The sequence below is a fragment of the Deinococcus seoulensis genome, from assembly GCF_014648115.1.
GTDB classification, from domain to species: Bacteria; Deinococcota; Deinococci; order Deinococcales; family Deinococcaceae; genus Deinococcus; species Deinococcus seoulensis.
This window is the reverse complement of the sequence record NZ_BMQM01000034.1, coordinates 1-20,957: the sequence shown is the minus strand read 5'-3', so window position 1 is coordinate 20,957 and position 20,957 is coordinate 1. Positions and strand designations below refer to the sequence as shown.

23 protein-coding genes and 1 tRNA gene are annotated in these 20,957 nt (G+C 67.6%); 16 read left to right on the top strand and 8 right to left on the bottom strand.

Going from position 1 to position 20,957, the window contains the following annotated elements:
- Nucleotides 1-148: 148 nt before the first annotated feature.
- Together IEY70_RS17625 and IEY70_RS17620 are read right to left on the bottom strand one after the other, a co-directional pair.
- Nucleotides 149-424, bottom strand: a complete 276-nt coding sequence (locus tag IEY70_RS17625) for a hypothetical protein (protein ID WP_308425538.1) — start codon at nucleotides 422-424, stop codon at nucleotides 149-151.
- Between the two features lie 20 nt (nucleotides 425-444).
- Nucleotides 445-1,530, bottom strand: a complete 1,086-nt coding sequence (locus tag IEY70_RS17620) for a S1C family serine protease (protein WP_189066345.1) — start codon at nucleotides 1,528-1,530, stop codon at nucleotides 445-447.
- Between the two features lie 143 nt (nucleotides 1,531-1,673).
- Between IEY70_RS17620 and IEY70_RS17615 the strand changes: the two genes are divergently transcribed.
- The 4 genes from IEY70_RS17615 to IEY70_RS17600 all read left to right on the top strand — a co-directional run bounded on the left by IEY70_RS17615 (nucleotide 1,674) and on the right by IEY70_RS17600 (nucleotide 4,544).
- Nucleotides 1,674-2,015, top strand: coding sequence for a PadR family transcriptional regulator (locus tag IEY70_RS17615; RefSeq protein WP_189066344.1), 342 nt, complete (start codon nucleotides 1,674-1,676; stop codon nucleotides 2,013-2,015).
- Nucleotides 2,012-3,112 carry a permease prefix domain 1-containing protein gene (locus tag IEY70_RS17610; RefSeq protein WP_189066343.1) on the top strand — a complete coding sequence of 367 codons (1,101 nt, stop codon included), beginning with the start codon at nucleotides 2,012-2,014 and terminating at the stop codon, nucleotides 3,110-3,112. The genes IEY70_RS17615 and IEY70_RS17610 overlap by 4 nt, the downstream gene beginning before the upstream one ends.
- Nucleotides 3,113-3,130: 18 nt before the next feature.
- Nucleotides 3,131-3,613 (top strand): EVE domain-containing protein, encoded by a 483-nt coding sequence (locus tag IEY70_RS17605; RefSeq protein ID WP_189066342.1) that lies wholly within the window; start codon nucleotides 3,131-3,133, stop codon nucleotides 3,611-3,613.
- Between the two features lie 292 nt (nucleotides 3,614-3,905).
- Nucleotides 3,906-4,544, top strand: a complete 639-nt coding sequence (locus IEY70_RS17600) for a 1-acyl-sn-glycerol-3-phosphate acyltransferase (RefSeq protein WP_189066341.1) — start codon at nucleotides 3,906-3,908, stop codon at nucleotides 4,542-4,544.
- Between the two features lie 13 nt (nucleotides 4,545-4,557).
- Here the strand turns inward: IEY70_RS17600 and nrdR are convergent, their stop codons facing one another.
- The 5 genes from nrdR to dnaB all read right to left on the bottom strand — a co-directional run bounded on the left by nrdR (nucleotide 4,558) and on the right by dnaB (nucleotide 8,194).
- Nucleotides 4,558-5,037, bottom strand: a complete 480-nt coding sequence (nrdR, locus tag IEY70_RS17595) for a transcriptional regulator NrdR (protein WP_189066340.1) — start codon at nucleotides 5,035-5,037, stop codon at nucleotides 4,558-4,560.
- Nucleotides 5,038-5,062: 25 nt separating this feature from the next.
- Nucleotides 5,063-5,788 (bottom strand): SDR family NAD(P)-dependent oxidoreductase, encoded by a 726-nt coding sequence (locus tag IEY70_RS17590; RefSeq protein ID WP_189066339.1) that lies wholly within the window; start codon nucleotides 5,786-5,788, stop codon nucleotides 5,063-5,065.
- A gap of 39 nt (nucleotides 5,789-5,827) precedes the next feature.
- The gene (locus IEY70_RS17585) at nucleotides 5,828-6,034 is read right to left on the bottom strand and encodes a hypothetical protein (protein WP_189066338.1); all 207 of its coding nucleotides are present in this window, start codon (nucleotides 6,032-6,034) and stop codon (nucleotides 5,828-5,830) included.
- 133 nt (nucleotides 6,035-6,167) lie between these two features.
- Nucleotides 6,168-6,848, bottom strand: coding sequence for an NUDIX hydrolase (locus IEY70_RS17580; protein WP_189066337.1), 681 nt, complete (start codon nucleotides 6,846-6,848; stop codon nucleotides 6,168-6,170).
- Complete coding sequence (gene dnaB, locus IEY70_RS17575) at nucleotides 6,848-8,194, bottom strand: replicative DNA helicase (RefSeq protein ID WP_189066336.1); 1,347 nt, start codon at nucleotides 8,192-8,194, stop codon at nucleotides 6,848-6,850. Before dnaB ends, IEY70_RS17580 begins: the two co-directional genes overlap by 1 nt.
- Before the next feature lie 430 nt (nucleotides 8,195-8,624).
- On the opposite strand from dnaB, the gene IEY70_RS17570 reads away from it, so the two are divergent.
- The 4 genes from IEY70_RS17570 to IEY70_RS17555 all read left to right on the top strand — a co-directional run bounded on the left by IEY70_RS17570 (nucleotide 8,625) and on the right by IEY70_RS17555 (nucleotide 10,565).
- Nucleotides 8,625-9,026, top strand: a complete 402-nt coding sequence (locus tag IEY70_RS17570) for a prepilin-type N-terminal cleavage/methylation domain-containing protein (RefSeq protein WP_189066335.1) — start codon at nucleotides 8,625-8,627, stop codon at nucleotides 9,024-9,026.
- 77 nt (nucleotides 9,027-9,103) lie between these two features.
- On the top strand, nucleotides 9,104-9,538 hold the full coding sequence (locus IEY70_RS21080; RefSeq protein ID WP_189066334.1) for a prepilin-type N-terminal cleavage/methylation domain-containing protein: 435 nt from the start codon (nucleotides 9,104-9,106) through the stop codon (nucleotides 9,536-9,538).
- Between the two features lie 89 nt (nucleotides 9,539-9,627).
- Entirely contained in the window at nucleotides 9,628-9,954 is a 327-nt protein-coding gene (locus IEY70_RS21385; RefSeq protein ID WP_373290814.1) for a type II secretion system protein, read from the top strand.
- A gap of 59 nt (nucleotides 9,955-10,013) precedes the next feature.
- The gene (locus IEY70_RS17555; RefSeq protein ID WP_189066333.1) at nucleotides 10,014-10,565 is read left to right on the top strand and encodes a DUF1802 family protein; all 552 of its coding nucleotides are present in this window, start codon (nucleotides 10,014-10,016) and stop codon (nucleotides 10,563-10,565) included.
- 48 nt (nucleotides 10,566-10,613) lie between these two features.
- On the opposite strand, the gene IEY70_RS17550 is transcribed toward IEY70_RS17555, so the two are convergent.
- The gene (locus tag IEY70_RS17550) at nucleotides 10,614-11,084 is read right to left on the bottom strand and encodes a hypothetical protein (protein WP_189066332.1); all 471 of its coding nucleotides are present in this window, start codon (nucleotides 11,082-11,084) and stop codon (nucleotides 10,614-10,616) included.
- Nucleotides 11,085-11,235: 151 nt separating this feature from the next.
- On the opposite strand from IEY70_RS17550, the gene IEY70_RS17545 reads away from it, so the two are divergent.
- The 8 genes from IEY70_RS17545 (at nucleotide 11,236) to IEY70_RS17510 (ending at nucleotide 20,729) form a co-directional block, all read left to right on the top strand.
- On the top strand, nucleotides 11,236-11,985 hold the full coding sequence (locus IEY70_RS17545; RefSeq protein ID WP_189066331.1) for a class I SAM-dependent DNA methyltransferase: 750 nt from the start codon (nucleotides 11,236-11,238) through the stop codon (nucleotides 11,983-11,985).
- A gap of 32 nt (nucleotides 11,986-12,017) precedes the next feature.
- Nucleotides 12,018-12,983: an NAD(P)H-dependent glycerol-3-phosphate dehydrogenase gene (locus IEY70_RS17540; protein WP_189066362.1), complete on the top strand. Its 966-nt coding sequence runs from the start codon at nucleotides 12,018-12,020 to the stop codon at nucleotides 12,981-12,983.
- Nucleotides 12,984-13,264: 281 nt separating this feature from the next.
- On the top strand, nucleotides 13,265-17,389 hold the full coding sequence (locus IEY70_RS17535; RefSeq protein WP_189066330.1) for a ribonucleotide reductase barrel domain-containing protein: 4,125 nt from the start codon (nucleotides 13,265-13,267) through the stop codon (nucleotides 17,387-17,389).
- Nucleotides 17,390-17,594: 205 nt separating this feature from the next.
- The gene (locus tag IEY70_RS17530) at nucleotides 17,595-18,383 is read left to right on the top strand and encodes a hypothetical protein (RefSeq protein WP_189066329.1); all 789 of its coding nucleotides are present in this window, start codon (nucleotides 17,595-17,597) and stop codon (nucleotides 18,381-18,383) included.
- Between the two features lie 50 nt (nucleotides 18,384-18,433).
- Nucleotides 18,434-18,772, top strand: coding sequence for a hypothetical protein (locus tag IEY70_RS17525; RefSeq protein ID WP_229778035.1), 339 nt, complete (start codon nucleotides 18,434-18,436; stop codon nucleotides 18,770-18,772).
- 101 nt (nucleotides 18,773-18,873) lie between these two features.
- On the top strand, nucleotides 18,874-19,812 hold the full coding sequence (locus IEY70_RS17520; protein WP_189066328.1) for a diacylglycerol/lipid kinase family protein: 939 nt from the start codon (nucleotides 18,874-18,876) through the stop codon (nucleotides 19,810-19,812).
- A gap of 47 nt (nucleotides 19,813-19,859) precedes the next feature.
- Nucleotides 19,860-20,552, top strand: a complete 693-nt coding sequence (locus IEY70_RS17515) for a PHP-associated domain-containing protein (RefSeq protein WP_189066360.1) — start codon at nucleotides 19,860-19,862, stop codon at nucleotides 20,550-20,552.
- Nucleotides 20,553-20,645: 93 nt separating this feature from the next.
- Nucleotides 20,646-20,729: transfer RNA gene (locus IEY70_RS17510), tRNA-Leu, on the top strand.
- Nucleotides 20,730-20,957 lie beyond the last annotated feature (228 nt).

Below are 20,957 nucleotides of genomic sequence, written 5' to 3'. Positions count from 1 at the left end.
CGAAACAAACGGAGTCCGTATAAGACGGCACGCGGCCCGGTCATGTGCAGCGCCGGGATCCACAACAACGTCGGGCCGGAGTGTGAACCGAGAGGAGGACAGCGGGCGCAGAAACCGCCGCTGTCCTCCTCCCCTGGTGCCGGTGTGCTCAGCCGGTGGCGAGCAGCACGCCGCGCAGGTCGCGGATCTCGAATTCGCGGCGGTCGCGGCTGCCCATCCATTGCAGGGCTTCCAGGAGATCGTCGGTTTCTTTCATGACTTCCGGTTCGGTGCCGTACCCGTTCCACAGGATGCGGTACGCGCGGGGCGCGGTGGGAGGGGACCAGCGTTCACCCTCGTCTTCTTTCACGAATGCTCTCGACATCTCCCCAGTCTGCGCGCCGGTCATGACGTGCGGGTGGGCGCTGCGTTCAGAGGCGTTCATGCCGCGCCGGTTCCCGCCGCCTACTGTTGAAGGTCGGGCACGCTGGCCCGGGGCACCAGGGTGATCTGCGTGGTGCGCGGCTGTCCGTCCCGCGTGAATCCCAGCGTGATGGTGTCGCCCACCCGCGCGCGGCGGATGGCGGTGATGACCTGATCGGCGTCCCCGGTGCGCTGGCCGTTCACGCTGGTGATCACGTCGCCCAGGCCGGTCAGGGTGCCGTCCCGGTCGAAGGTGCTGCCCCGCAACCCGGCCTTCTCGGCGGGGCTGCTGCGGGCAATGCCGCTCACGACTGCGCCGCCCACCCGGCCACTGTGCACGGGGTCCAGGATCAGGCCCACGACGGGAACGTCGCGTTTCTCTCCGGCGCGCAGGGCCGTGATCAGGTCGCTGCCCTCCTCGACCGGCACGGCGTAACTGCGGCGCGTCTGACCGCTGCCGTCCAGGCTGATGTAACTGACCACGCCGATCACCTGCCCGGTCGGGTCGAGGATCGGGCCGCCGCTGTCGCCGGGCGAGAGGGGCGCGTTCATTTCCAGGGTGCCCTGCGGGAAGTCCGCGCGGCCCGCCTGGGCGTTCAGGCCCAGCAGGGTGCCCTGGCGGGGTTGCAGGTAATCGCCGCCGCTGTTCCCGATCGCCAGGACCGCCTCGCCCACGCGGGGCGCGCGCGGCGCGAGCGGCAGGAACGGGAACCCGCCGTCCGGGGCGCGGGTCACCTGGAGGAGCGCCACGTCCGCCTGCGCGTCGAAGGCGGTCACGGTGGCCGGGTACGTCTTGCCGCTCAGGGTACTGATCTGGAACAACCGCCCGCCGCTGACCACGTGGTACGCCGTGAGCACCAGCCCGTCCTGGCTGATGAAGAAGCCGGTGCCCAGGCCCGCGTTGCGGGTGTCGGGGTTCAGGCTCTCCACGCGCACCGTGGCCGGGCGTGAGGCCGTGAACACCTCGCGCGTCTGTGCGCTCAGTTGGTTGGGCAGCGCGGGGGGTTGCGCCTGCGGGGCCGGACCCACCTGGAAGGAGGGCTGGCCGAACGGCAGCTTCGCGTCTGGCAGCAGGTAGGCGGCCAGCGCGAGGATCAACAGAACCGGAAGCCAGGGCGAGGCGCGCACGCCGCCAGTGTAGAGCGGCCGCGCTGCCCGGACGGTGGCCGAAGGAACCGAAGGCGGCCGGACACACGCCCCGACAATCTTGCTTGACAAGATACCGGCCCCTCATTACCTTGCAGAGCAAGACACTGCCCGGAGGCACACCCATGAACCCACTCAAATCCGGCACGCTCGACCTCGCCCTGCTCGCCGCCCTTCAGGACCAGCCCCGCTACGGCCTGGACATCCTGAAGCACGTCAACGACCGCAGCGGCGGCCTGTTCGACCTGCGCGAGGGCAGCCTCTACCCCGCCCTGCACCGCCTCGTGAAAGCCGGGTGGATCGAGAGCGACTGGCAACCCAGCGACCGGGGAGGCGCGCCCCGCAAGGTCTACCAGCTCACCGACGACGGCCGCGAGGCCCTGCACACCAAACGCCAGGAATGGCAGACGCTGCGCGGCGCGCTGGACGCCCTGCTGACCCGCGCCCTGCCCCGGCGGTCTGCATGACCCGCCGCCTGCCCCGCCCGCGCCGCCCCCTGAGCGCCGACGCCTACATCCACCGCGCCACGCGCGGCCTGCCCAGAGCCGAACGTCTGGACGCCGCCGCCGAACTCCGCGCGCACCTGACCGAACGGATGCAGGAGCATCAGGCGCACGGCTTCTCGCCCGAGGAAGCCGAGTACCTCGCCGTGCGCGGCATGGGCGACCCACACCCCGTCAACCGGGGCCTGCTGGGACACGCCTTCACGCACCGCGCCGGGTGGCTCACGCTGGCGGCCCTCCTCATGGGCGGCCTGGGCTGGACCGCGTACCGCGAGTGGCTTCCCCCGCGTGAAGGCGCGCAGTTCGGCCCCATGAACCAGCAGGACGTGAACGCCCTGTTCAGTGACAAGGACGCCCCGCGCGGCACGTACCAGGGCGTGACCCTCACCTACCCACGCGGCACGAAAGCCGTGCTGTACGTGACCGTCAGCAGCACTGAAGATAAGTACCGTCCAGAACAGGTCAGTCTGTCCACGAAGAACCTCGTGCAAGACGAGGAGCAGAACTTCACGGGCCGCATTCCCGGCAGTTACCGGTATCAGGAACGCGTCCTGCTGAGCACGTGGCGCATGACCTGTGGCGGTCAGGAACGCAGCGGCATCTACAAGACCGGGTACGGGTTGCCCTCACCCTTCGAGAACTCGGGCATGAGTGGCTACAGCGGGCCGGGCGGCATGATCGTCGGAGCGTGCGCGAATCCCAGTGTGCGCCTGCATGTGGTCAAAGACCGGCTGAGCACGCAACCGCCGACCACCGTTTCCAGGGTCGTGCCACCGGACGGCGAGAACGGCATCATGACGGCCCACCGGCCCCTCCAGCTCAACGAGTGGAGTGTCCTGTACCGGCTGCGTGTGGACCCAGAACGTGACAGCGCCTGGTTTGGCGGAACATCCACCGAACCGAAGAGGGCGCAGCCACGCGGGATGTACGTGGCAGTCATGCCACTGGATCACGTGCCCAATAACGCGGATGGGTACAGCTGGGGCGGGATGATGGTCGGCTTCAAGGGGGAGCAACCCATCCCCCTGCCGCCATTGGTCACGGATCAGCCGGGCGGGTGATGCTCTAGGCTGCCTTTCATGCGTTTCTGGTTACTCAAGTCCGAGCCGGATGTGTTCGGTTTTCCTGATCTGGTGCGGGTGCGGCGCGAGCCGTGGAATGGCGTGCGGAACTATCAGGCGCGGAATTTCCTGCGGGAGATGCGTGACGGCGACCTGTGCCTGTTCTACCACTCGAACGCGCGGCCGCCGGGGGTGGTGGGCGTGGCGCGGGTCTGCCGGGAGGCGTACGCGGATGATCTTCAGTTCGATCCGGCAAGTGCGTACTTCGATCCGAAGTCGGGTGTGGACGCGCCGCGCTGGAGCATGGTGGATGTGGAGCCGGTGGTGGCGTTTCCGGGTGTGGTGCCGCTGGACGCGCTGCGGAGCATGCCGGAGTGGGAGGGGTCGCCGCTGACGGGCCGGGGGTCGCGTCTGAGTGTGGTGCCGGTGGAGGCCGGGGCGTTCTGGGCGACGCTGGACGCGGCCGGGCTGGGGTTTGAGGATCTGGCTGGCCTGTCGTGACGGCGGGGGGCTGACCGGACCGGGCGGACGTTGGGTGGTTTTTCACAGCGGCCCGCCGGTGTGTGACCTTAACGTCAGGTGAAGAAAAGGAGAATGCCTGCATGGAACTGTTACTGGCTGGTCTGGTGATCGTGGTGTCTCTGCTGCTGGCCGCGTGGCAGGAGCGTCCCGTCTCGCGCGGCCGCAGCAAACGCTGAGGCGACTGCGCGGCGCTCACTGGCACCGGGTGAACTTCGTGAACCGAGTCCCAGTTCAGGCGGCGGGCCGGTCACGGTTTCTATACTGAATGCAGATGTCGTCTCCTCTGTGGCCCGGTCAGCAGCATTCTCTCGGTTCCCGCGTGGCGGGCTGGTTGCTGCGTGCGGCCGGCTGGACGCCGCTGCTGCCCCCGCCGCCCGGCCCGAAGTTCATCGCGGCGGCCGCGCCGCACACCAGTAACGCGGATTTCTGGCCGGGCCTGTTCTGGAAGTGGTCGACCCGCATTCCGCTGCATTTCGTGGCGAAACGCGAACTGTTCCGTTTTCCGGTGGGGGTGTTCATGCGGGCCGTGGGCGGCATGCCGCTGGACCGCCGCCGCGCCGGGGGGAACTTCGTGGACGCCGTGGTCAGCGTGATCGACCGTGAACGCGAGATCATCATGCTGGTCGCGCCGGAAGGCACCCGCAGCGCCGGGCAGTACTGGAAGACCGGGTTCTACTACATGGCGCTTCAGGCCAGTATTCCCATCGGCGTGACGGTCGTGGACTGGCCGCGCCGGCGGATCGGTGTGATCGGGTATGTGACGCCCACCGGGAACATCGAGGCGGACTTCGCGCAGATCCGCGCGCTGCTCAGCGGCGTGCGTGGACGCAGACCCGAGAACGAGATCGAGGCCTACCCGCGTCCCGCTGACCTGAGCGGCAGCGAACGGCCGGGCCGCGCGCCCCTCTGACCTGGGGTGACGTTCAGGGTTCCCGGGTGGGGTCGGTGGGGCCAGCGTCGTCGCGGTCTTTCAGGCCCCGGATTTCCTCGATGAAGCGTTCCAGGCTGTCGAAGTCGCGGTACACCGACGCGAAACGGATGTACGCCACGTCGTCCAGGGGGCGCAGGAAGGTCATGGCGCGGCGGCCGATCTCGGTGGCGGGAATCTCGGCGGCCTGCACTTCGTCCTCGAAGGAGTACGCGAAGGCGCGCAGCGCGGCCGGATCGACCGGGCGTTTCTCACTGGCGAGCGTCAGGCCGCGCAGCAGCTTGTCGGGGTTGAACGCCTCGCGCGGGCCGCTGCGTTTAACGACCATCAGCGGTTCGAGTTGCGCGCGTTCGTAGGTCGTGAAACGCCGCGTGCAGTTCAGGCACTCGCGGCGGCGGCGGATGCTGGCCCCGTCGTCGCTGGGCCGGGAGTTCACGACCTTGCTGTCGGGCGCCGAGCAGTACGGGCACCTCACGCGGACTCCGGTCGGGCGGCCCGGTTCACAGTGGGTAGGCGTCCAGCGCGCGGATTTTGGGGATGGCGGGCATGGGTACGTCCATGACGTTGCCGCGCAGGTGCTTCATGCCGGGCGCGGCCAGGGCCAGCACGGCGTTCGCGAGGGGGGCGTCCAGGGTGTCGTCGCCGCTGCTGGCGCGGCCGGGCAGCAGCAGGTTCAGGCGCAGGTCCTCGGTGTGGGCCTGCTCGACCAGTCCGCGCAGCGCGCCGCGTTGCGGGTTGACCTGCAGGCCGCGCTCGTCGAGGTGCGGGCCGATGATGGTCAGCCACGTGCCGGGCAGGCGGCGGCGCACGATCTGCGTGATGCCGACGGTGCTCTTGAGGTTGCAGTTGAACAGGTCCATCCATTCGTTCTCGCTGAGCGACGTGAATTCGCTGTGCGAGCGTTTGTCGGCCAGGTGCACGATGCCGTGCAGCGCCCCGAAGATTTCCAGGATGCGGTTCTGCGCGCTGAGCCAGTCGAGGGGCACGCCCACGTCGGCCTTGATGGGGATGGCGTGCCCGCCCGTGTGCTCCAGGTGGCTGGCGGCGGTGGCGAGGGTGTCGCTGTTCGCTCCGATCAGGACGACGCTGGCTCCGGCGCTGGCCAGCGCGGCGCTGATGGTGCGGCCGTACCCCTGGTCGGCGCCGGTCACGGCGATCACCTGACCGGCCAGGACTTCGCTCAGGTGGCCCTGGCGGGGGGGCCTCAGGTTGAACTGCTGCGTCATGCGCCCAGCATAGCGGAGTGCAGGCGGCAGGAAGGGGTGTCAGCCGGTCTGCGGGAGGCGTTTCAGGGCGTTCAGGGGCGGGTCGCTGGCGCGGTGGCCCAGGTTGCAGGCGTGGCACCAGTACGCCTGGTCGCCGTCGCGCAGGTCGTGCAGGGTCAGGGGCTGGTGGCAGTGGGGGCAGACGTGGATGTACCCGCGTCCGCTGGACGGCAACGGATCGGCCTCCTTACGTAACAGACGCTTCATATTCTGATGATAACAGAGTGCGCGCGGGTGTCAAACGCACCCCGGAACCACCCGCCCCACCCACGGCGGCGCCTCACAGCAGCGGGCGACCTCCGCAGAAGGACGCCGCCCATGCTCACCTGCCGGAAGCCGCCTACAGGTCCGGTTCGTCCGTGAACTCCGGCTCCTGACCCCGCGCGCCCGGCAACGGATCACCGACCCGGCGCCGCTTACGCAGCATCGCCGGTTCCTTATCCAGATTGAACACGAAATGCCGGGGCCGACGCTCACGCAACCACGTCTCCAGCGCCACCAGACGCGGCCGGAAGCGGATGAACTCCCGCAACTGCCGGATCGGCACGAAGCGCGCCTCCTGCACGTCCCGGTCCGGGTCACGCGGCTCCAGCTTCCCGCCCACCTCGCGGCCCGTGTAGAAGAACTGCAGGTGATGCCCCCACGTCACCGCCTGAAACTCCACGATGAACGCCAGATCCCGCAACTCCACGACCAGCCCCGTCTCCTCGAAGGTCTCGCGGCGCGCGCCGTCCTGCACCAGCTCACCGGACTCCAGGCCGCCCTTGGGCAGCGACCAGCGGCCCCGCTCGCGCACCAGCAGAATCTCGTCGCCGCGCAGCACGATGCACCCCACCCCGATGCGCGGGTCCGCCAGCGGCCGCTTCTGCCCGCGCTTGCTCGGCGCGGCCGGCGTGGGCACCGCCGTCGTGTTCGTCACCTGACCCGGCCGGGGCTGCGCGGGCGAACTCCCGCCCCGCCGCCGCCTGCGCCTGCGCTGCCCGCCCGCCTGACCTGCCGCCTTCGCCTGATCCTCCGCCATTACACTCCCTCCGGCGCAAGATCATTGAACCGTACGTGCGAACTGTGAAACTGCAACTTCACCGTGCCGACCGGCCCGTTACGCTGCTTCCCGATGATGATTTCCGCGATGCCCTGCTGATCCGTCTCCTTGTTGTAGTACTCGTCACGGTAGATGAACATCACGATATCCGCGTCCTGCTCGATCGCCCCCGACTCACGCAGGTCCGACAGCATCGGCCGGTGATTCGGACGCTGCTCGACCGCGCGCGACAGCTGCGACAACACGATGATCGGCACCTCCATCTCACGCGCCAGACCCTTCAGACCACGCGAAATCGTACTGATCTCCTGCTGCCGGTTATCACTGCCGCCACTGCTCTTACCGCCCGACATCAGCTGCAGGTAATCGATCACCACCAGCCCCAGCTGCCCGTGCTGCGCCGCGATCCGGCGCAATTTGCTGCGCAGACCGTTCAACGTCAGATCCGCCTCGTCGTCAATGATCATCGGCGCGTCCGCCAGACGACCCGCCGCGTGCGCCAACCGCTCGAAATCACGCTCGTTCAGCTGCCCACTCCGGATGCGGTTCATGTCCACCCGCGCCTCACTGCACAGCATGCGCAGGGCCAGCTGCACCGCCGGCATCTCCAGACTGAACACCGCGACCGCCTTCTCGCCACGCAACGCCACGTTCTGCGCGATGGACAGCGCGAACGCCGTCTTCCCCATCGAGGGACGCGCCGCCAGCACGTTCAGGCTGCCCTTCTGCAATCCGCTGATCTGCTCGTCCAGGTCACGGAAACCGCTGCTCACGCCGTCGGGGATGCCCTTGTTCTGGTGGAGCAGCGTGATGTACTCGAAGGTCTCGGTGACGACCTCGTTCATCGCCTGGTACGCCTCGCCTTTCTTCTTCTGCTCGGCCACCTCGAAGATCATCTTCTCGGCGCGGTCCAGCAGGTCCTCCAGCGGCAACTGTCCCTCGTACGCCAGCTGCATCGCCTTCCCGGACGCACTGATCAGGGCGCGCAGCGTGTGTTTCTCCTGCACGATGCGCGCGTAATGCTCCGCGTACGCGGCGGTGGGCACCTGATCCGACAGGCCGATCAGGTACGTCAGGCCGCCCACCTCGTCCAGTTGCCCCTTCACGCGCAGGTCCTCGCTGAGCGTCACGAGGTCCACCGGCTCACCCCGCTCCTGCAGGGTGCGCATGGCCGTGAAGATCTTGCGGTGCCCCTCGCGGTAGAACATCTCCGGAGCGACCGAATCCCCCAGCTGATTCAAAGTGTCGTTATCGAGCAGAATGCTGCCCAGCACGCTGATTTCAGCGTCGTTACTGTGCGGCGGAACGCGCGGCGTGAGTTCCAAGACAAGCCTCTCTTCCGGCACACGGCGCGCGCCACGGCCCCAAGGGAACCCAGCGCCGCGCACGCGACCACAAATTCAAATAAGTGTGGGGACACCAGGGTCCCATTCGCCAGGGTCACAAACCCGCCCCGGCTGAACTGCCCAGCAGCATAGCACCCCACACACCCTGAAGCCGCCTCTCACAGACTCTTACAGAGCAGCAAGCAAGTTCAAAACAACCCGAAAACCATTCCCGGATCACGAAAAACCCAGGAATGCCTGCCCGGCGAGCACTGTTCCCACACTCGCAATTCAGTAAGACTCCTGTGAGAAACCCAACCGTACTCTGAACACAGCAAGGACGGGAGACACCCGCACCTGCCAAAGCCATACGCAGGCAGGACTGGACCATACATACCTTATCCGGACCCGCCGCACCCAGGAGAACAGCATGAAGAACAACACCCAGGGCTTCACCCTCATCGAGCTGCTCATCGTCATCGCCATCATCGGCATTCTGGCCGCCGTCCTGATCCCCAACCTGCTCAGCGCCCGCACCAAAGCCAACGAGAGCGCCGCCCAGAGCTTCGTGCGTAACACCCTGACTGCGGTGGAGACGAGCCGTGACAGTGTCAGTGGAAAACTTGATAACACGAAGACGGACTGTGCTGTCCTGCAAGGCAAGGCAACGACTGACCTGCCGGCTGGCGTGACGAGTTGCTCCGTCATCTATGGCACCAAAGACAACTACGGTGTGACCCTGAAGATGCAGGACAACAAGACCTTCTTCAACTATGATGGCGAATCGATCAAGAAAGGCGCCGCTGCCATCGCTGCGACTGACCTGAAATAATCCCACCAACATTCCTCTCTCGATGGCTGCCTAGTTGTTGAGAGAGGAATGTTTGCGAAACGCCTGAAGGATCCATCATGAAAAACAACACCCAGGGTTTCACCCTCATTGAGCTGCTCATCGTCATCGCCATTATCGGTATCCTCGCCGCTGTCCTGATTCCCAACCTGCTCAGCGCCCGCACCAAGGCTAACGAGAGCGCCGCCCAGAGCTTCATCCGCAACACCATCACTGCAGTGGAAACCAACCGCGACAGCGTGACCGGCAAGATCACAGACGGTGGTTACGGTACGGGCGCCGATGCTACAGCGAAAGCTGCTACTTCTGCCGCTCTCAAATCCGCCACGCAGCCCTGCCAAACCGCACAGGGTAAGAAAGCAGCAGACCTCCCGGCCGGCGTGACCAGCTGCACGATTACGGTTGGCGCTGCCGACGATTACACCATCGGGCTTGTCATGGACAGTGGCAGTGAGTTCGCTTACGATGGCTCTAAGGTCAGCAAAACCAAGTAATATTCCCGCGTTACCAGAAGACCGCCCGGTTGGGCGGTTTTTCTATAGGAGCTCCAGTGTCTTATCAGCAGGGTTTCACCCTTATAGAATTGCTGATCGTCATTGCCATCATCGGTGTGCTGGCGGCTGTGCTCGTGCCTAACGCGCTGGCTGCGCGGAACAAGGGGCATGATGGCGTGACCGGAAGTTACGGCAAGCACATGCTGGGGTACGCCACCTCCTGGCTGACGAACGACCCGTCGAACAAGACGGCGGACCTTCCAGCCGATTGTGCGGATGCTCTGTACGTTCAGGAGGGTGCCTCAGCCACTTGGCCTCAGTCGGTGGTGACCTGCGAGGTCCTTCAGGTCGGCACTGACGGTTACGCCGTGAAGGTCAAATCGCTTTCTGGGCGTGAGTTCACGTTCAGCAATTGACGGCCTTCTTATCCTTTCGTGCGTCCCGTTCGGGGCGCTTTTTCTTTATGCTACCCGGCATGTCTGCTGCCCTCTCTGCCCTGAAAGAATGGGACACTCAGTCCCGCCTCCTGACCCAAGGCACTCTCTCTCTCCTGGTTCGGAAGGGTGGGATCATGGAGACGCATGATGGGTTTGAGGTGGAGCACCGCTCGTTCCTGCTGTATCCGACGTTTCTGCACCAGAATCCGGTGGAGCTTCAGCCGCAGTACCAGTCGCTGTTGCGTGATGATCCGCAGCCGGGTGTGATCGGGTTTCCGGCGCTGGCGGAGGTGGTGGCGGTGCATAAGGTCGAGTCGCTGGAGCAGGCCCTCAGGTTGGAGTCTTTGCAGGCGTTGACGGGCGCGGCGATTGAGCGGCGCTTTCAGTACCGCAACCGTCCGTGGGTGCATGCGCTGTTGTTGCGGGTGCGGCCGCTGCTGGAGCCGCTGTCGCTGCCGGAGTCGGCGGGGATGCTGGGCTGCGTGAGCTGGGTGCCGCTGGAGGGCGTGACGGTGCGGGCCGGGGAGCCGGTGGTGCCGGAAGACGTGCTGGAAGCGCGGCAGCTGGAGTTGGAGCAGTTGCTGGCATGAGTGAAGGGGAGGCAGCGTGGCCTCCCCTCTCCTGTTTTGGGTGCGCTGTTACTGGGCGTCGAGGTCGTAGTTGTTCAGGAGGATGGTCTGCACGTTGCCCTGGCCGTCGGTGAGGTTCCAGCCGGTTTTCGTTCCGGCGAGGAACTGGTTGTCGCGCTGGGCGAGGATCAGGCGTTTGCCGTTGTCTTTGCTCAGGACGGTGTCTCCGGCGTCGTAGCGGCTGTTGTTGTTGGCGTCGCGGAAGGCGACGACGCGGTAGTAGCCGTAGGGGACGTTGGTGGGGAGGTCCAGGGAGTAGCCGCCGGTCAGGAACCGGTCGATGATCTGGCCCTGGGTGCCGTCGGAGGTGTACTGACCGTTGTTGTAGCCGACGATGGCGAGGCGGATGTTCTGTTCGGCGGCGAAGCCGCGCAGCTGTCCGGTGACGTCCTTGCGGACGGGGTTCCCGGCGAGGGTGCAGGCGTTGAGGGTGAGGGTGCCGAGGGCGGCGATGGCGATCAGGTGGGCGGAGCGGTTCATGGGGGCCTCCGGGGTGGGTGGTGGGCGTGTCCTGGTGTGTTTCCTAGTGTGTTCACGGTACGCGGGAAGGTCGGGGCGGCGACAGACCGTCTTTCTTGCCATGTTTCTCATGCGGGGTGGGGTGGGGCGCGCGGGGCCTATACTCGCGGGCATGCAGAGGCAGCCATTTACGGCGTTGGCCGCCGTGTACGACGCGATCATGGCGGATGTGGAGTACGACCACTGGGCGGACTTCGTGCTGACGTTCGCGCGGGACGGTGGCCTGGATGGGTCGGGGGGCGCGCTGGACCTGGCGTGCGGCACGGGTGGGTTCACGCGGGAGTTACGCGCGGCGGGTCTGGATGTGACGGGCCTGGATTTCAGTGAGGAGATGCTGCGCGAGGCCCGCGCGCGGTTGCCGGGCGTGCCGTTCGTGCAGGGTGACCTGCGGTCGTTCGCGCTGCCGGAACGGTTCTCGCTGGTGACGTGCGTGTTCGACAGTTTGAACAACCTGCTGACGCCGGAGGATCTGGGTGCGGCGCTGGGGCGGGCGCGGGCGCACCTGCGGCCCGGCGGGTTGTTCGCGTTCGACGTGAACACGCGCGTGGGCGTGCGGGAGTTGTGGGAGGGGGACGCGATCGAGGGTCTGGCGCCCATGGCGGACGGCGGCGAGGTGCATTACCACTGGTCTCATCATCATGATGCGGAGGCGGATCTGGGGGTGGTGCAGGCGTTCTGCCGGGTGGGTGAACTGGAGTTCGTGGAGACGCACCGGGAGCGCGGGTACGACCCGGCGGACCTGGAACCGCTGCTGGCGGGGGCGGGGTTCGCGCGGTGGGAGATCGTGGAGTACCCGGATTACGCGCCGCCGGAACCGGACGCGCCGCGCGTGTGGGTGTTCGCCTGGGCGGGGAACGAGTGAGCGTGCCGGGACTGTCAGCACAGGGCCTGCCTATGCTGGGCCTGCCGGTGCTGGGCGCGGGCGGCTGGGGTACGGCGCTGGCGGTGAACGCGGCGCGCAACGGCCCGGTGACCCTGTGGGCGCGGCGGGAGGCGTTCGCGGCCGAACTGGACCGCGAGCGGGTGAACGCGGAGTACCTGCCGGGCGTGACGCTGCCCGCGAACCTGCGGGTCACGCCGGACCTCGCGGGGGCGGTGGCGGGAGCAGGGTTCGCGCTGGTGGTCGTGCCGAGCGTGGGCGTGCCGGACCTGCTGGCCGGGCTGCCGCGCGGGCTGGGCGTGGTGCTGTGCGCCAAGGGCCTGGGACCGGACGGGGGGCAGTTGACGGTCCTGGCACGCCGCCTGGGCTTCGGGCGGGTGGCGGTCCTGAGCGGCCCGAATCACGCCGAGGAGGTCGGGCGGGGCCTGCCGGCCGCGACGGTCGTCGCCAGCCGGGACGCGGCGTTCGCGCAGGAGGTGCAGGCGGCCCTGATGACCCCGGCGCTGCGGGTGTACACCAGTCCCGACGAGACGGGCGTGGAACTGGGCGGCGTGCTGAAGAACGTGGTGGCGCTCGCGGCGGGCATGGTGGACGGCCTGCGGCTGGGTGACAACGCCAAGGCGGCGCTGATCACGCGCGGTCTGCGCGAGATGGACCGGTACCTGCGCGCCGTGGGCGGCCAGGAGGACACGGTGTACGGCCTGAGCGGTCTGGGTGATCTGGTGACCACGGCCACCAGTCGCCACAGCCGGAACCGCGCGGCGGGTGAGGCGATCGCGCTGGGCGAGCATCCCGGTCAGGGGGGGAAGGTCGTGGAGGGGCTGCGCACGGCGGGCCTGCTGGACGCCTGGGCGCAGGCGCAGGGGGTGGACCTGCCGATCGTGCGGGCGGTCGCGCAGGTCGCGGCGGGCGCGTGGACACCGCAGGCGGCGCTGGCGGAACTGATGACGCGCGACGCGAAACCCGAACACCTCGACTGAGCCTGCCCACTTCTCCCCGGCGGCACGGTCGGGGGGGTGTTTTCCTGCGTCCCACAGGGGCTTTAGCGGGGCTTCATGCAGCCTTTTTCGCAGCATCTTGTACCTCAAATCGAATGCACGTACAAGTGCTTGTACGTCCTGCGGGCGGGTGGTACAGTCAGCCATCTCAGGAACGGCCCACTTCACCGGCCACCACAGCAGCCCAACCCCACGGCCCCCACCGGGTCGGCGGCGGTTTCATGCTGTGATTCCCCCACCCCACACCCGCAAGGAGAACCACCGTGACCACCCTCAGCGCCCAGCCCCTGACCAACTTCGACGACAACGCCCACCACATCGCCCGGCGGCAGTACCTGCAGAGCGGTGACGGCGACCTGAGCGGCATGTTCCGCCGCATCGCCACCTGGGTCGCCGGGGCCGAAACCGAGAGCACGCGGGACCACTGGGCGCAGAAGTACTACGACCTGATGGCCGAGAAGAAATTCTGCCCCGGCGGCCGCGTCCTGGCCGGGGCCGGAACCTCGCACGGCAACGTCCTGAACTGCTTCGTGCAGGGCGCCACCGAACACGACCCCAGCACCTTCGAGGGCGTCATGGAAGTCGCCAGGAAACTCGCTCTGGTCACCAAGGTCGGCGGCGGGAACGGCGTGAACCTCGACGTGTACACCCCCCGCGCGCAGGGCAGCCGCCCCGACGCCGGCGTGCGCGGCTGGGCGTACATGAGCGCCGCCCACCCCGACGTGACCGACTTCATCGAGGGCCTCATGCGGCCCCCCACGCAACCCGACGGTGACAAGCAACCCGTCGCCGTGCGCAACTGGACGCGCGTGGTGTACGGACAGGTCATCAACCCCGAACTGGTCGCCCTGGCCCGCGCCAACGGCGTCGCCGTCGTGAAAGCCATGCCTGAAGGCGTGCAGGCCGTCCCGGACGACATGGGCGGCATCATCGACGCGGCCCGCAAGATCGCCGACGACGGCAAACTCGGCCTGGAACCCCGCATCGACCTGAGCAGCATGCGACCCGAAGGTGCGCCCATCAAGGGCTCGGGCGGCACCAGCAGCGGCCCCGTCAGCTTCCTGCTCGAAATCTTCGACAACTTCCTGGAATGGGCCAACCTCGGCGCGGAACAGAGCGGCCCCATCAACACCCTGCGCTTCGTGTACGCCCCCGTCCTGCGCGTCGTCCGTCAGGGCGGCACCCGGCGCGGCGCGGGCATGGCCACCATCAGCATCGAGCACCCGGACGTCCTGGACTTCCTGACCGCCAAGGACCTCGACCGCGAGGCCGCCGAGGGTGACATCAGCACCTTCAACATCAGCATCCTCGTCACCGAGAAATTCTGGGACGCCCTGCAACGCGACGCCCTCTGGCACGTCGGCGTGCAGGACGTGCCCGGCAAGTACGCCCTGCACCCCCAGGCAGAACCCTACACCGGCACGCTCCCCACTCTCCCCGACCGCCCGGAAGACGGCGCGCGCGGCGTGCCCACGTACACCACCGCCAGCAACGGCAAGATCGACCCGACCGACACCCGCCCCGGCATCCCCGCCCGGTGGCTGTGGGACCAGATCGCCCAGCACGCCTGGAGCACCGGCGAGCCGGGGCTGATCTTCGTGGACCGCATCAACCAGTACAGCGCCCTGAAGAACCTCGGCAAACGCTACGAGATCCGCTCCACCAACCCCTGCGTGACGGCCGACACGTGGGTCAGCACGGCCATGGGCGCGCGGCAGGTGCAGCACCTGATCGGCAAGGACTTCTGCGCCACGGTCAACGGCGAGACCTTCGACGCGCGGGGCGGCTTCTGGCTGACGGGCGTGAAACCCGTCCTGAAAGTCACCACCCGGCGCGGGTACGAACTGCGCCTGACGGACAACCACCAGCTGCTGAAAGTCGTGCGGCAGACCCGGGACACCCAGGAAACGCAGTGGGTGGAAACCGGCACCCTGAACGCCGGAGACCGCATCATGCTCAACGACCACCGCGACGTGACCCCCTGGGCCGGGGCCGGTAACCGCAGCGAGGGCTGGCTGCTGGGCAGCCTGATCGGCGACGGCACGTTCATCACGGACAAGGCCCGCCCGATGGCCGCGCTGGGCTTCTGGGGCGAGGAACGCCACGCCCTGGCCGACGCCGCACAGGGCGCCCTGAGCCGCATGGGCGCCGTCAAGAAACTCTGGCGCAGCGACGACGAACAGCGCGCCCGCATCCGCCTGAACAGCGAGGCGCTGGCAGAACTGGCCGCGAAGTACGGCGTCACGCACGGGCACAAGACCCTGACCGACCAGATCGAACAGGGCGGCTTCGAGTTCTACCGGGGCGTGCTGCAGGGCCTGTTCGACGCAGACGGCAGCGTGCAGGGCACCCAGGCCAAGGGCGTCAGCGTGCGCCTCGCGCAGTCCGACCTGACCCTCCTGAAACGCGCCCAGCGCATGCTGGCCCGCCTGGGCATCCTGAGCAGCCTCCACACCGAACGCCGTCCCGCCGGAACGCACACCCTGCCCGACGGGAAAGGCGGCGCCGCCCAGTACGCCATCCAGGCGCAGCACGAACTGATCGTCAGCGGCAGCAACCTGCACACCTTCGCGCAACTGGTGAACTTCCGGGACGCCCGCAAGGCCGCCCAGCTGAACGACCGACTGGCCGCGTACACCCGCGACCTGAACCGCGAACGCTTCAGCGACGAGATCGTCAGCATCCAGCCCGACGGTGAAGAAGCCGTGTACGACGTCACCGTGGAAGGCGTTCACGCCTTCGACGCGAACGGCATCCTGGCCCACAACTGCGGCGAGATCCCCCTGACCGTCGGTGAGCCCTGCGACCTGGGCGCCATCAACCTCGCCGCGTACGTCAGGGACAGCCGCTTCGACGAGACCGCCTTCCGCGCCGACGTGCGCACCACCGTCCGCTTCCTGGACGACGTGCTGGACGTGAACGTGTTCGCCCTGGAAGACAACCGCGTGGCCAGTAGCGAGTTGCGCCGCCTGGGCCTGGGCGTCATGGGCCTCGCGGACGCCCTGATCAAACTGGGCCTGCGGTACGACAGCGACACCGGCCGCCGCGTCATCTACGACATCATGAGCGCCCTGCGGGAAGAAGCCATCGCCGAGAGCGAGAACCTCGGGCAGGAACGCGGCGTGTACCCCGTGTACGAACGCCACGCCGACAAGGTCCCCCACGCCCCCCGCCGCAACGTCGCCGTGCTGACCGTCGCGCCCACCGGCACCACCAGCATGCTCATGGGCGTCTCCTCCGGCATCGAACCCGTGTTCAGCCCGTTCATCTGGCGCAAGATCGGCAGCGAATACCGCGCCCTCCTCGCCCCGCTGTTCGTCGAACTGCTCGAAACGTACCCCGCACCCGACGGCATGCAGGACCCCCACGGCAACTGGAACTGGGACAAGGTCACCGAGGCCGTCAGCGAGAACCACGGCAGCGTCGTCGGCCTGCCCTTCATCCCCGACGCGCTCCAGCAGGTGTTCGTCTGCGCGCACGACATCAAACCCGTCGATCACGTCCGCATGCAGGGCGTCGTGCAGTGCGCCTTCGACGCCGAAGGGTTCGCCGCGAACAGCCTCAGCAAGACCATCAACCTCCCCAACAACGCCACCGTCCAGGACGTGCAGGACGCCTACAGCGAGGCGTACCGCACCGGCTGCAAGGGCATCACCGTGTACCGCGACGGTTCCAGGCAGTTCCAGGTCCTGAGCACCAGCAAGAAAAAAGACAAGACCGAAGAACCCGCCGCCAGCACCGAAACGACCGCTGAAGCCACCCCCGCACCCACCCCGATTGCCGCCACGCCCGCCCCGGTCGCCGCTCCCGCCGCCGCGCAGGCCACCCAGCCCGCCCCCCGCGCCGTGTACCAGCGCCCCACCCGCCTCAGCGGCATCACCGACATGATCAAACTCACGGACCCCACCAGCGGCCACCGCCGCAGCTTCCTCGTCACGGTCAACCACCTCGACCGCAAACCCGTCGAGGTCATGGTCATCAGCGGCCGCGCCGGCGACGAAGCCAACGCCGACAGCGAAGCCCTCGGCCGCGTCGTCAGCATCGCCCTGCAACACGGCGTGCCCGCCCAGGCCATCATCAAAACCCTGCGCGGCATCAACGGCGGCCTGTACGGCAGCTACAACGGCCGCCTGGTGGGCAGCAAGGCCGACCTGATCGCCGTCGCCCTCGAAACCTTCCAGAAAGACATGGAAGCCGCCCAGCTCCCCCCCCTCGCCGGAGGCAGCACCGACGCCCCCGCACCCACCAGCGCCGCGCCCAGCGGCGTCAGCGTGGAAAGCATGGACGGCATGAGCCGCGACCGCTGCCCCGTCTGCGAGGAACGCGCCGTGATCCGCGAGGAAGGCTGCCTGAAATGCCAAGCCTGCGGCTACAGCAAATGCGGGTGAAGTAGAGAAATAGTTTAAATTTAGCTCGCTGGTCTGCTTGCCCTTCACCGGGCAGGCAGATTTTGCTTTAGCCATTGGACGCCGAGCACGGCGCTTCTGGGCAAAACCAGTGGGCCCCCATCTGGCGGAACCACACTGCATTTACCACCTACACGCAAGCGAGGTTGAGTCTCGCCCCCGTTGTGGGAGGCGCTACCTTCCAGGTATGACTCCTTTCCGGTTGCTTGGTGGGTTGCTGCTGTCCCTTGTTCTGTCCACGGGTGCGGCGCAGACAGTGGCGGACGTGCAGAAGCTGCCGCTGGTGCATGATCCGCTGGTCAAGACGCCCAGCGCGGCACTGGGCGCCGCCGACCAGCAGGCCGTGACCACCCTGGCCCGCACGCTGAACGCCCGGCCCGAAGTTCAGGGCCTGAAGCAGAAGTGGCCGTACAGCACCGGCGCGCAACCGAAGAACGTTCTCTTCACGATAACCGCCCCGTTCCGGTCAAGCACCCCCGAGCGGCTGACGGTGTTCAACATCTACGAGGCCGAGCCGCCTGTGCTGCTGTTCGTCCTGAGCGGCGCGAAGGGCCTGACGGCTGATCTTGTGGAACCCACCATCAACATGAACATCTGCGGGGTGCAGCAGGGCTACACACTGCGGGACGTGGATCAGAACGGTCTGCGCGAGGTGGCGTTCACGGTCGGTTGTGGAGATGGGCCGGGCGGCGGTCGGGAACTCAACATCTTCCGGTATGGGCAGGATCGCTGGGCTTTCTGGCATTCCTTTCCGGTCGAGTCGTACTTCGGGGCCGAGCCGACAGCCTTTGAGGAGCGAGTAAAAATCTATGTGCAGAAGGGCAAGGTGCCGCAGTTCTACGGTGTCCTGAACCGAAAGGAGTGGGACATCAATGCCACGTTCCAGCGGAGCGCTGTTCCCACCGTGACGGTCGGGGTCGTCAGGTACGCGCCCACCAGTGCAGATACGACGTGGCGGGTGCGTCACCTGTTCTAGCCGCAATAAAGCGCACGCTCTTGCGGGGGCGGGGCGGGTACGCTACCCCTATGCCCCTCTCTGACTATGCGCGGCCCTCCCCTGCCCGGATTCGTCTGTTCCTGTCGCTGCTGCTGATGCTGGTGCTGACGGCGGTGTTCGGGCGGCGGCGTCCGGGGGAACTGGGCACGCGCGAGAGCCTGCGCCGCAGTTCGTTCACGCGCGTGATGTTCATGGATATCGGGGCGCTCAGCACGCTGGGGGCGCTGTACCTGCTGGTGAATGGCCGGACGCCCGTGCGCGTCCCGGCGGCGGTGGCGAGTCTGTTCGTGGGGAGTTTCGCGCTGCTGCCGGCGCTGGTGTTCGAGGACTGGGCGGCCCTGCGGGAGCAGGAGGAGCGGGCCGGGTGACGCGGCGCGGCCCGCCTGGGTGTTGAGGGGCGGGTGTTGACGGGCGGGTTCGTTCGGGTTTGTTCAAGGCGGCGGGGTGTGCCAGTGGGTACAGTTGCCGCATGACAGCCATGAGTTCCGGGGCGACTCCCGCAGCACCCGAGCGGCGGAGCGCGACCCTGATTTTCAATGCGGGGGCGGGCGGCAGTGAGCACTGCACGCCGGACGATCTGGTGGCGGCGCTGGAGGGGATCGGGTTCTCGCCGGTGTACCGCAGTACGGGTTGCGAGGATGACCTGGACGCGGCGCTCGCGGACGTGCGGGGCGCGGTGTTCGTGGCGGGCGGTGACGGGACGGTGCGGGCCGTGGCGGTGCGTCTTGCGGGGCGTGAGGGCGTGACGCTGGGCGTGATTCCCATGGGCACGGCGAACAACGTGGCCCGGACGCTGGGCGTGCAGGGCGAACCGCTGGACGTGATTGCCGGGTACGCGGGGGCGGGCGTGCGGCCGTTCGATCTGGGGCGCGTGACGGCCCCGTGGGGCGAGGATCTGTTCCTGGAGGCGTGCGGGTGCGGGGCGTTCGCGGACGTGCTGGCCGAGTACGATCCGGAGGGCGGCAAGAGTCCGTTGCGGGCGGTGCAGGCGCTCACGGCGACCCTGACGGAGTTCGATCCGCCGCCCGTGGCGTTGTGCGTGGATGGCGTGCCAGAGCCAGAGGTGCCGCTGGCGCTGCTGGAGGTCATGAACACGAACGCGACCGGGCCGAGGCTGCGGCTGGCGACGCACGCCGATCCGGGCGACGGCCGGCTGGACGTGGTGCGGATCGATGCGGGCGCGCGGGAGGGGCTGCTGGCGTACCTGGCGGCGCTGGCGCGTGATGAGTTCACGGACCTTGAGAGCGTACAGGTGGACCGGGCAGGCGTGGTCGAGATTCCGTACGTGGGGCAGGCATTCCACGTGGATGCGGAGGTGCGGCCGCCGGTGCAGGGCGCGTCGGGCCGGGTGCGGATCGAGGTGTGGGCGGGGGCGCTGTCCGTGCTGGTGCCCGGAGCGGGCGCGTGAGTGGGGGCCGGCCGAACAACGTGGTGTGGCGTGAGGGTGTGCAGGTCATGCGGATGGACCTGCACCTGCACACGGAAGTCAGTCATGACTGCCGCACGCCGCTGCGGGCCATTCCGGACTGGATGCTGCGAACAAACACGCGCGTGATTGCCGTGACGGATCACGACCAGCAGCGCGGCGGCCCGGAGTTGCAGGAAATGGTGCGGGACCTGGGATTGGATGACCGCCTGAGCGTCATCGCGGGTGAGGAGGTCACGACCAGCGAGGGCGAGTTGATCGGGTTGTTCCTCTCGGAGCGCATACCGCCGCAGCTGTCCCCGGAGGACACGGTGCGCGCCATTCGCGAGCAGGGCGGGCTGGTGCTGCTGCAACATGGCTTCGATCCGCTCAAACGGTACCGCCTGCGGCCCGAGGCGACCGAGCGGATCGCGCATGAGGTGGATATCGTCGAGACGTTCAACTCGCGCCTGTCCCGTCCGCACTGGAACCGCGTGGCAGCCACCTGGGCGCAGGAGCGGGGGCTGCCCATGTCGGGCGGCAGTGACGCGCACACCCTGCGGGACATCGGGGAAGCGTGGGTGGAAACCCCGTTCCGCCGCATCGAAACGCCCCAGCAGTTGCTGGACGCCCTGCGGGAGGGCACGGTAGGCGGGCAGTGGACCCACCCGGTGTACGCGTACGGACGCAAGCAGTGGCGGGTGCTGAATGGCCGCCTGCGCCGCGACGGGCCGCCCCGCTGACACGAGCCTGCGCGTGCGCGGCGTCGTTCGTGATCTATAATGCGCGGGTTCCTGGGAACGGTCCGCTTCTGGCACCGCGCCCTGGGCGGATGGGCCGGGATGGCGGAATGGTAGACGCATCCGACTTAAAATCGGCCGCTGCAAGGCGTGCGGGTTCAAGTCCCGCTCTCGGCACCACCCAGGCAGGACAAAGGATTCACAGTGAGGAGGAGGTCACCCCGGTATTCGGTGGTGACCTCCTCTGCTGTTGCTGTCTCTTGCATGTTGCATGTCGTGCCGCTAGCAGAAAGACAGCACAGGCAACGAGAAACCCCCCAGCACCAGTAAGGGTGTGGGGGGGATTGTGGAGCGGGAGACGAGATTCGAACTCGCGACATCTACCTTGGCAAGGTAGTGCTCTACCAG

Coding starts and splice junctions, on each gene's coding strand:
- IEY70_RS21080 (WP_189066334.1), top strand. CDS start 9,104: ATGAAAAACAACACCCAGGGTTTCACCCTCATTGAGCTGCTCATCGTC.
- IEY70_RS17525 (WP_229778035.1), top strand. CDS start 18,434: ATGCCCCTCTCTGACTATGCGCGGCCCTCCCCTGCCCGGATTCGTCTG.
- IEY70_RS17555 (WP_189066333.1), top strand. CDS start 10,014: ATGTCTGCTGCCCTCTCTGCCCTGAAAGAATGGGACACTCAGTCCCGC.
- IEY70_RS17590 (WP_189066339.1), bottom strand. CDS start 5,788: ATGACGCAGCAGTTCAACCTGAGGCCCCCCCGCCAGGGCCACCTGAGC.
- IEY70_RS17615 (WP_189066344.1), top strand. CDS start 1,674: ATGAACCCACTCAAATCCGGCACGCTCGACCTCGCCCTGCTCGCCGCC.
- IEY70_RS17570 (WP_189066335.1), top strand. CDS start 8,625: ATGAAGAACAACACCCAGGGCTTCACCCTCATCGAGCTGCTCATCGTC.
- IEY70_RS17600 (WP_189066341.1), top strand. CDS start 3,906: ATGTCGTCTCCTCTGTGGCCCGGTCAGCAGCATTCTCTCGGTTCCCGC.
- IEY70_RS17605 (WP_189066342.1), top strand. CDS start 3,131: ATGCGTTTCTGGTTACTCAAGTCCGAGCCGGATGTGTTCGGTTTTCCT.
- IEY70_RS17520 (WP_189066328.1), top strand. CDS start 18,874: ATGACAGCCATGAGTTCCGGGGCGACTCCCGCAGCACCCGAGCGGCGG.
- IEY70_RS17530 (WP_189066329.1), top strand. CDS start 17,595: ATGACTCCTTTCCGGTTGCTTGGTGGGTTGCTGCTGTCCCTTGTTCTG.
- IEY70_RS17580 (WP_189066337.1), bottom strand. CDS start 6,848: ATGGCGGAGGATCAGGCGAAGGCGGCAGGTCAGGCGGGCGGGCAGCGC.
- IEY70_RS17545 (WP_189066331.1), top strand. CDS start 11,236: ATGCAGAGGCAGCCATTTACGGCGTTGGCCGCCGTGTACGACGCGATC.
- IEY70_RS17515 (WP_189066360.1), top strand. CDS start 19,860: ATGCGGATGGACCTGCACCTGCACACGGAAGTCAGTCATGACTGCCGC.
- IEY70_RS17540 (WP_189066362.1), top strand. CDS start 12,018: ATGCTGGGCCTGCCGGTGCTGGGCGCGGGCGGCTGGGGTACGGCGCTG.
- IEY70_RS17585 (WP_189066338.1), bottom strand. CDS start 6,034: ATGAAGCGTCTGTTACGTAAGGAGGCCGATCCGTTGCCGTCCAGCGGA.
- IEY70_RS17610 (WP_189066343.1), top strand. CDS start 2,012: ATGACCCGCCGCCTGCCCCGCCCGCGCCGCCCCCTGAGCGCCGACGCC.
- IEY70_RS17550 (WP_189066332.1), bottom strand. CDS start 11,084: ATGAACCGCTCCGCCCACCTGATCGCCATCGCCGCCCTCGGCACCCTC.
- IEY70_RS17625 (WP_308425538.1), bottom strand. CDS start 424: ATGAACGCCTCTGAACGCAGCGCCCACCCGCACGTCATGACCGGCGCG.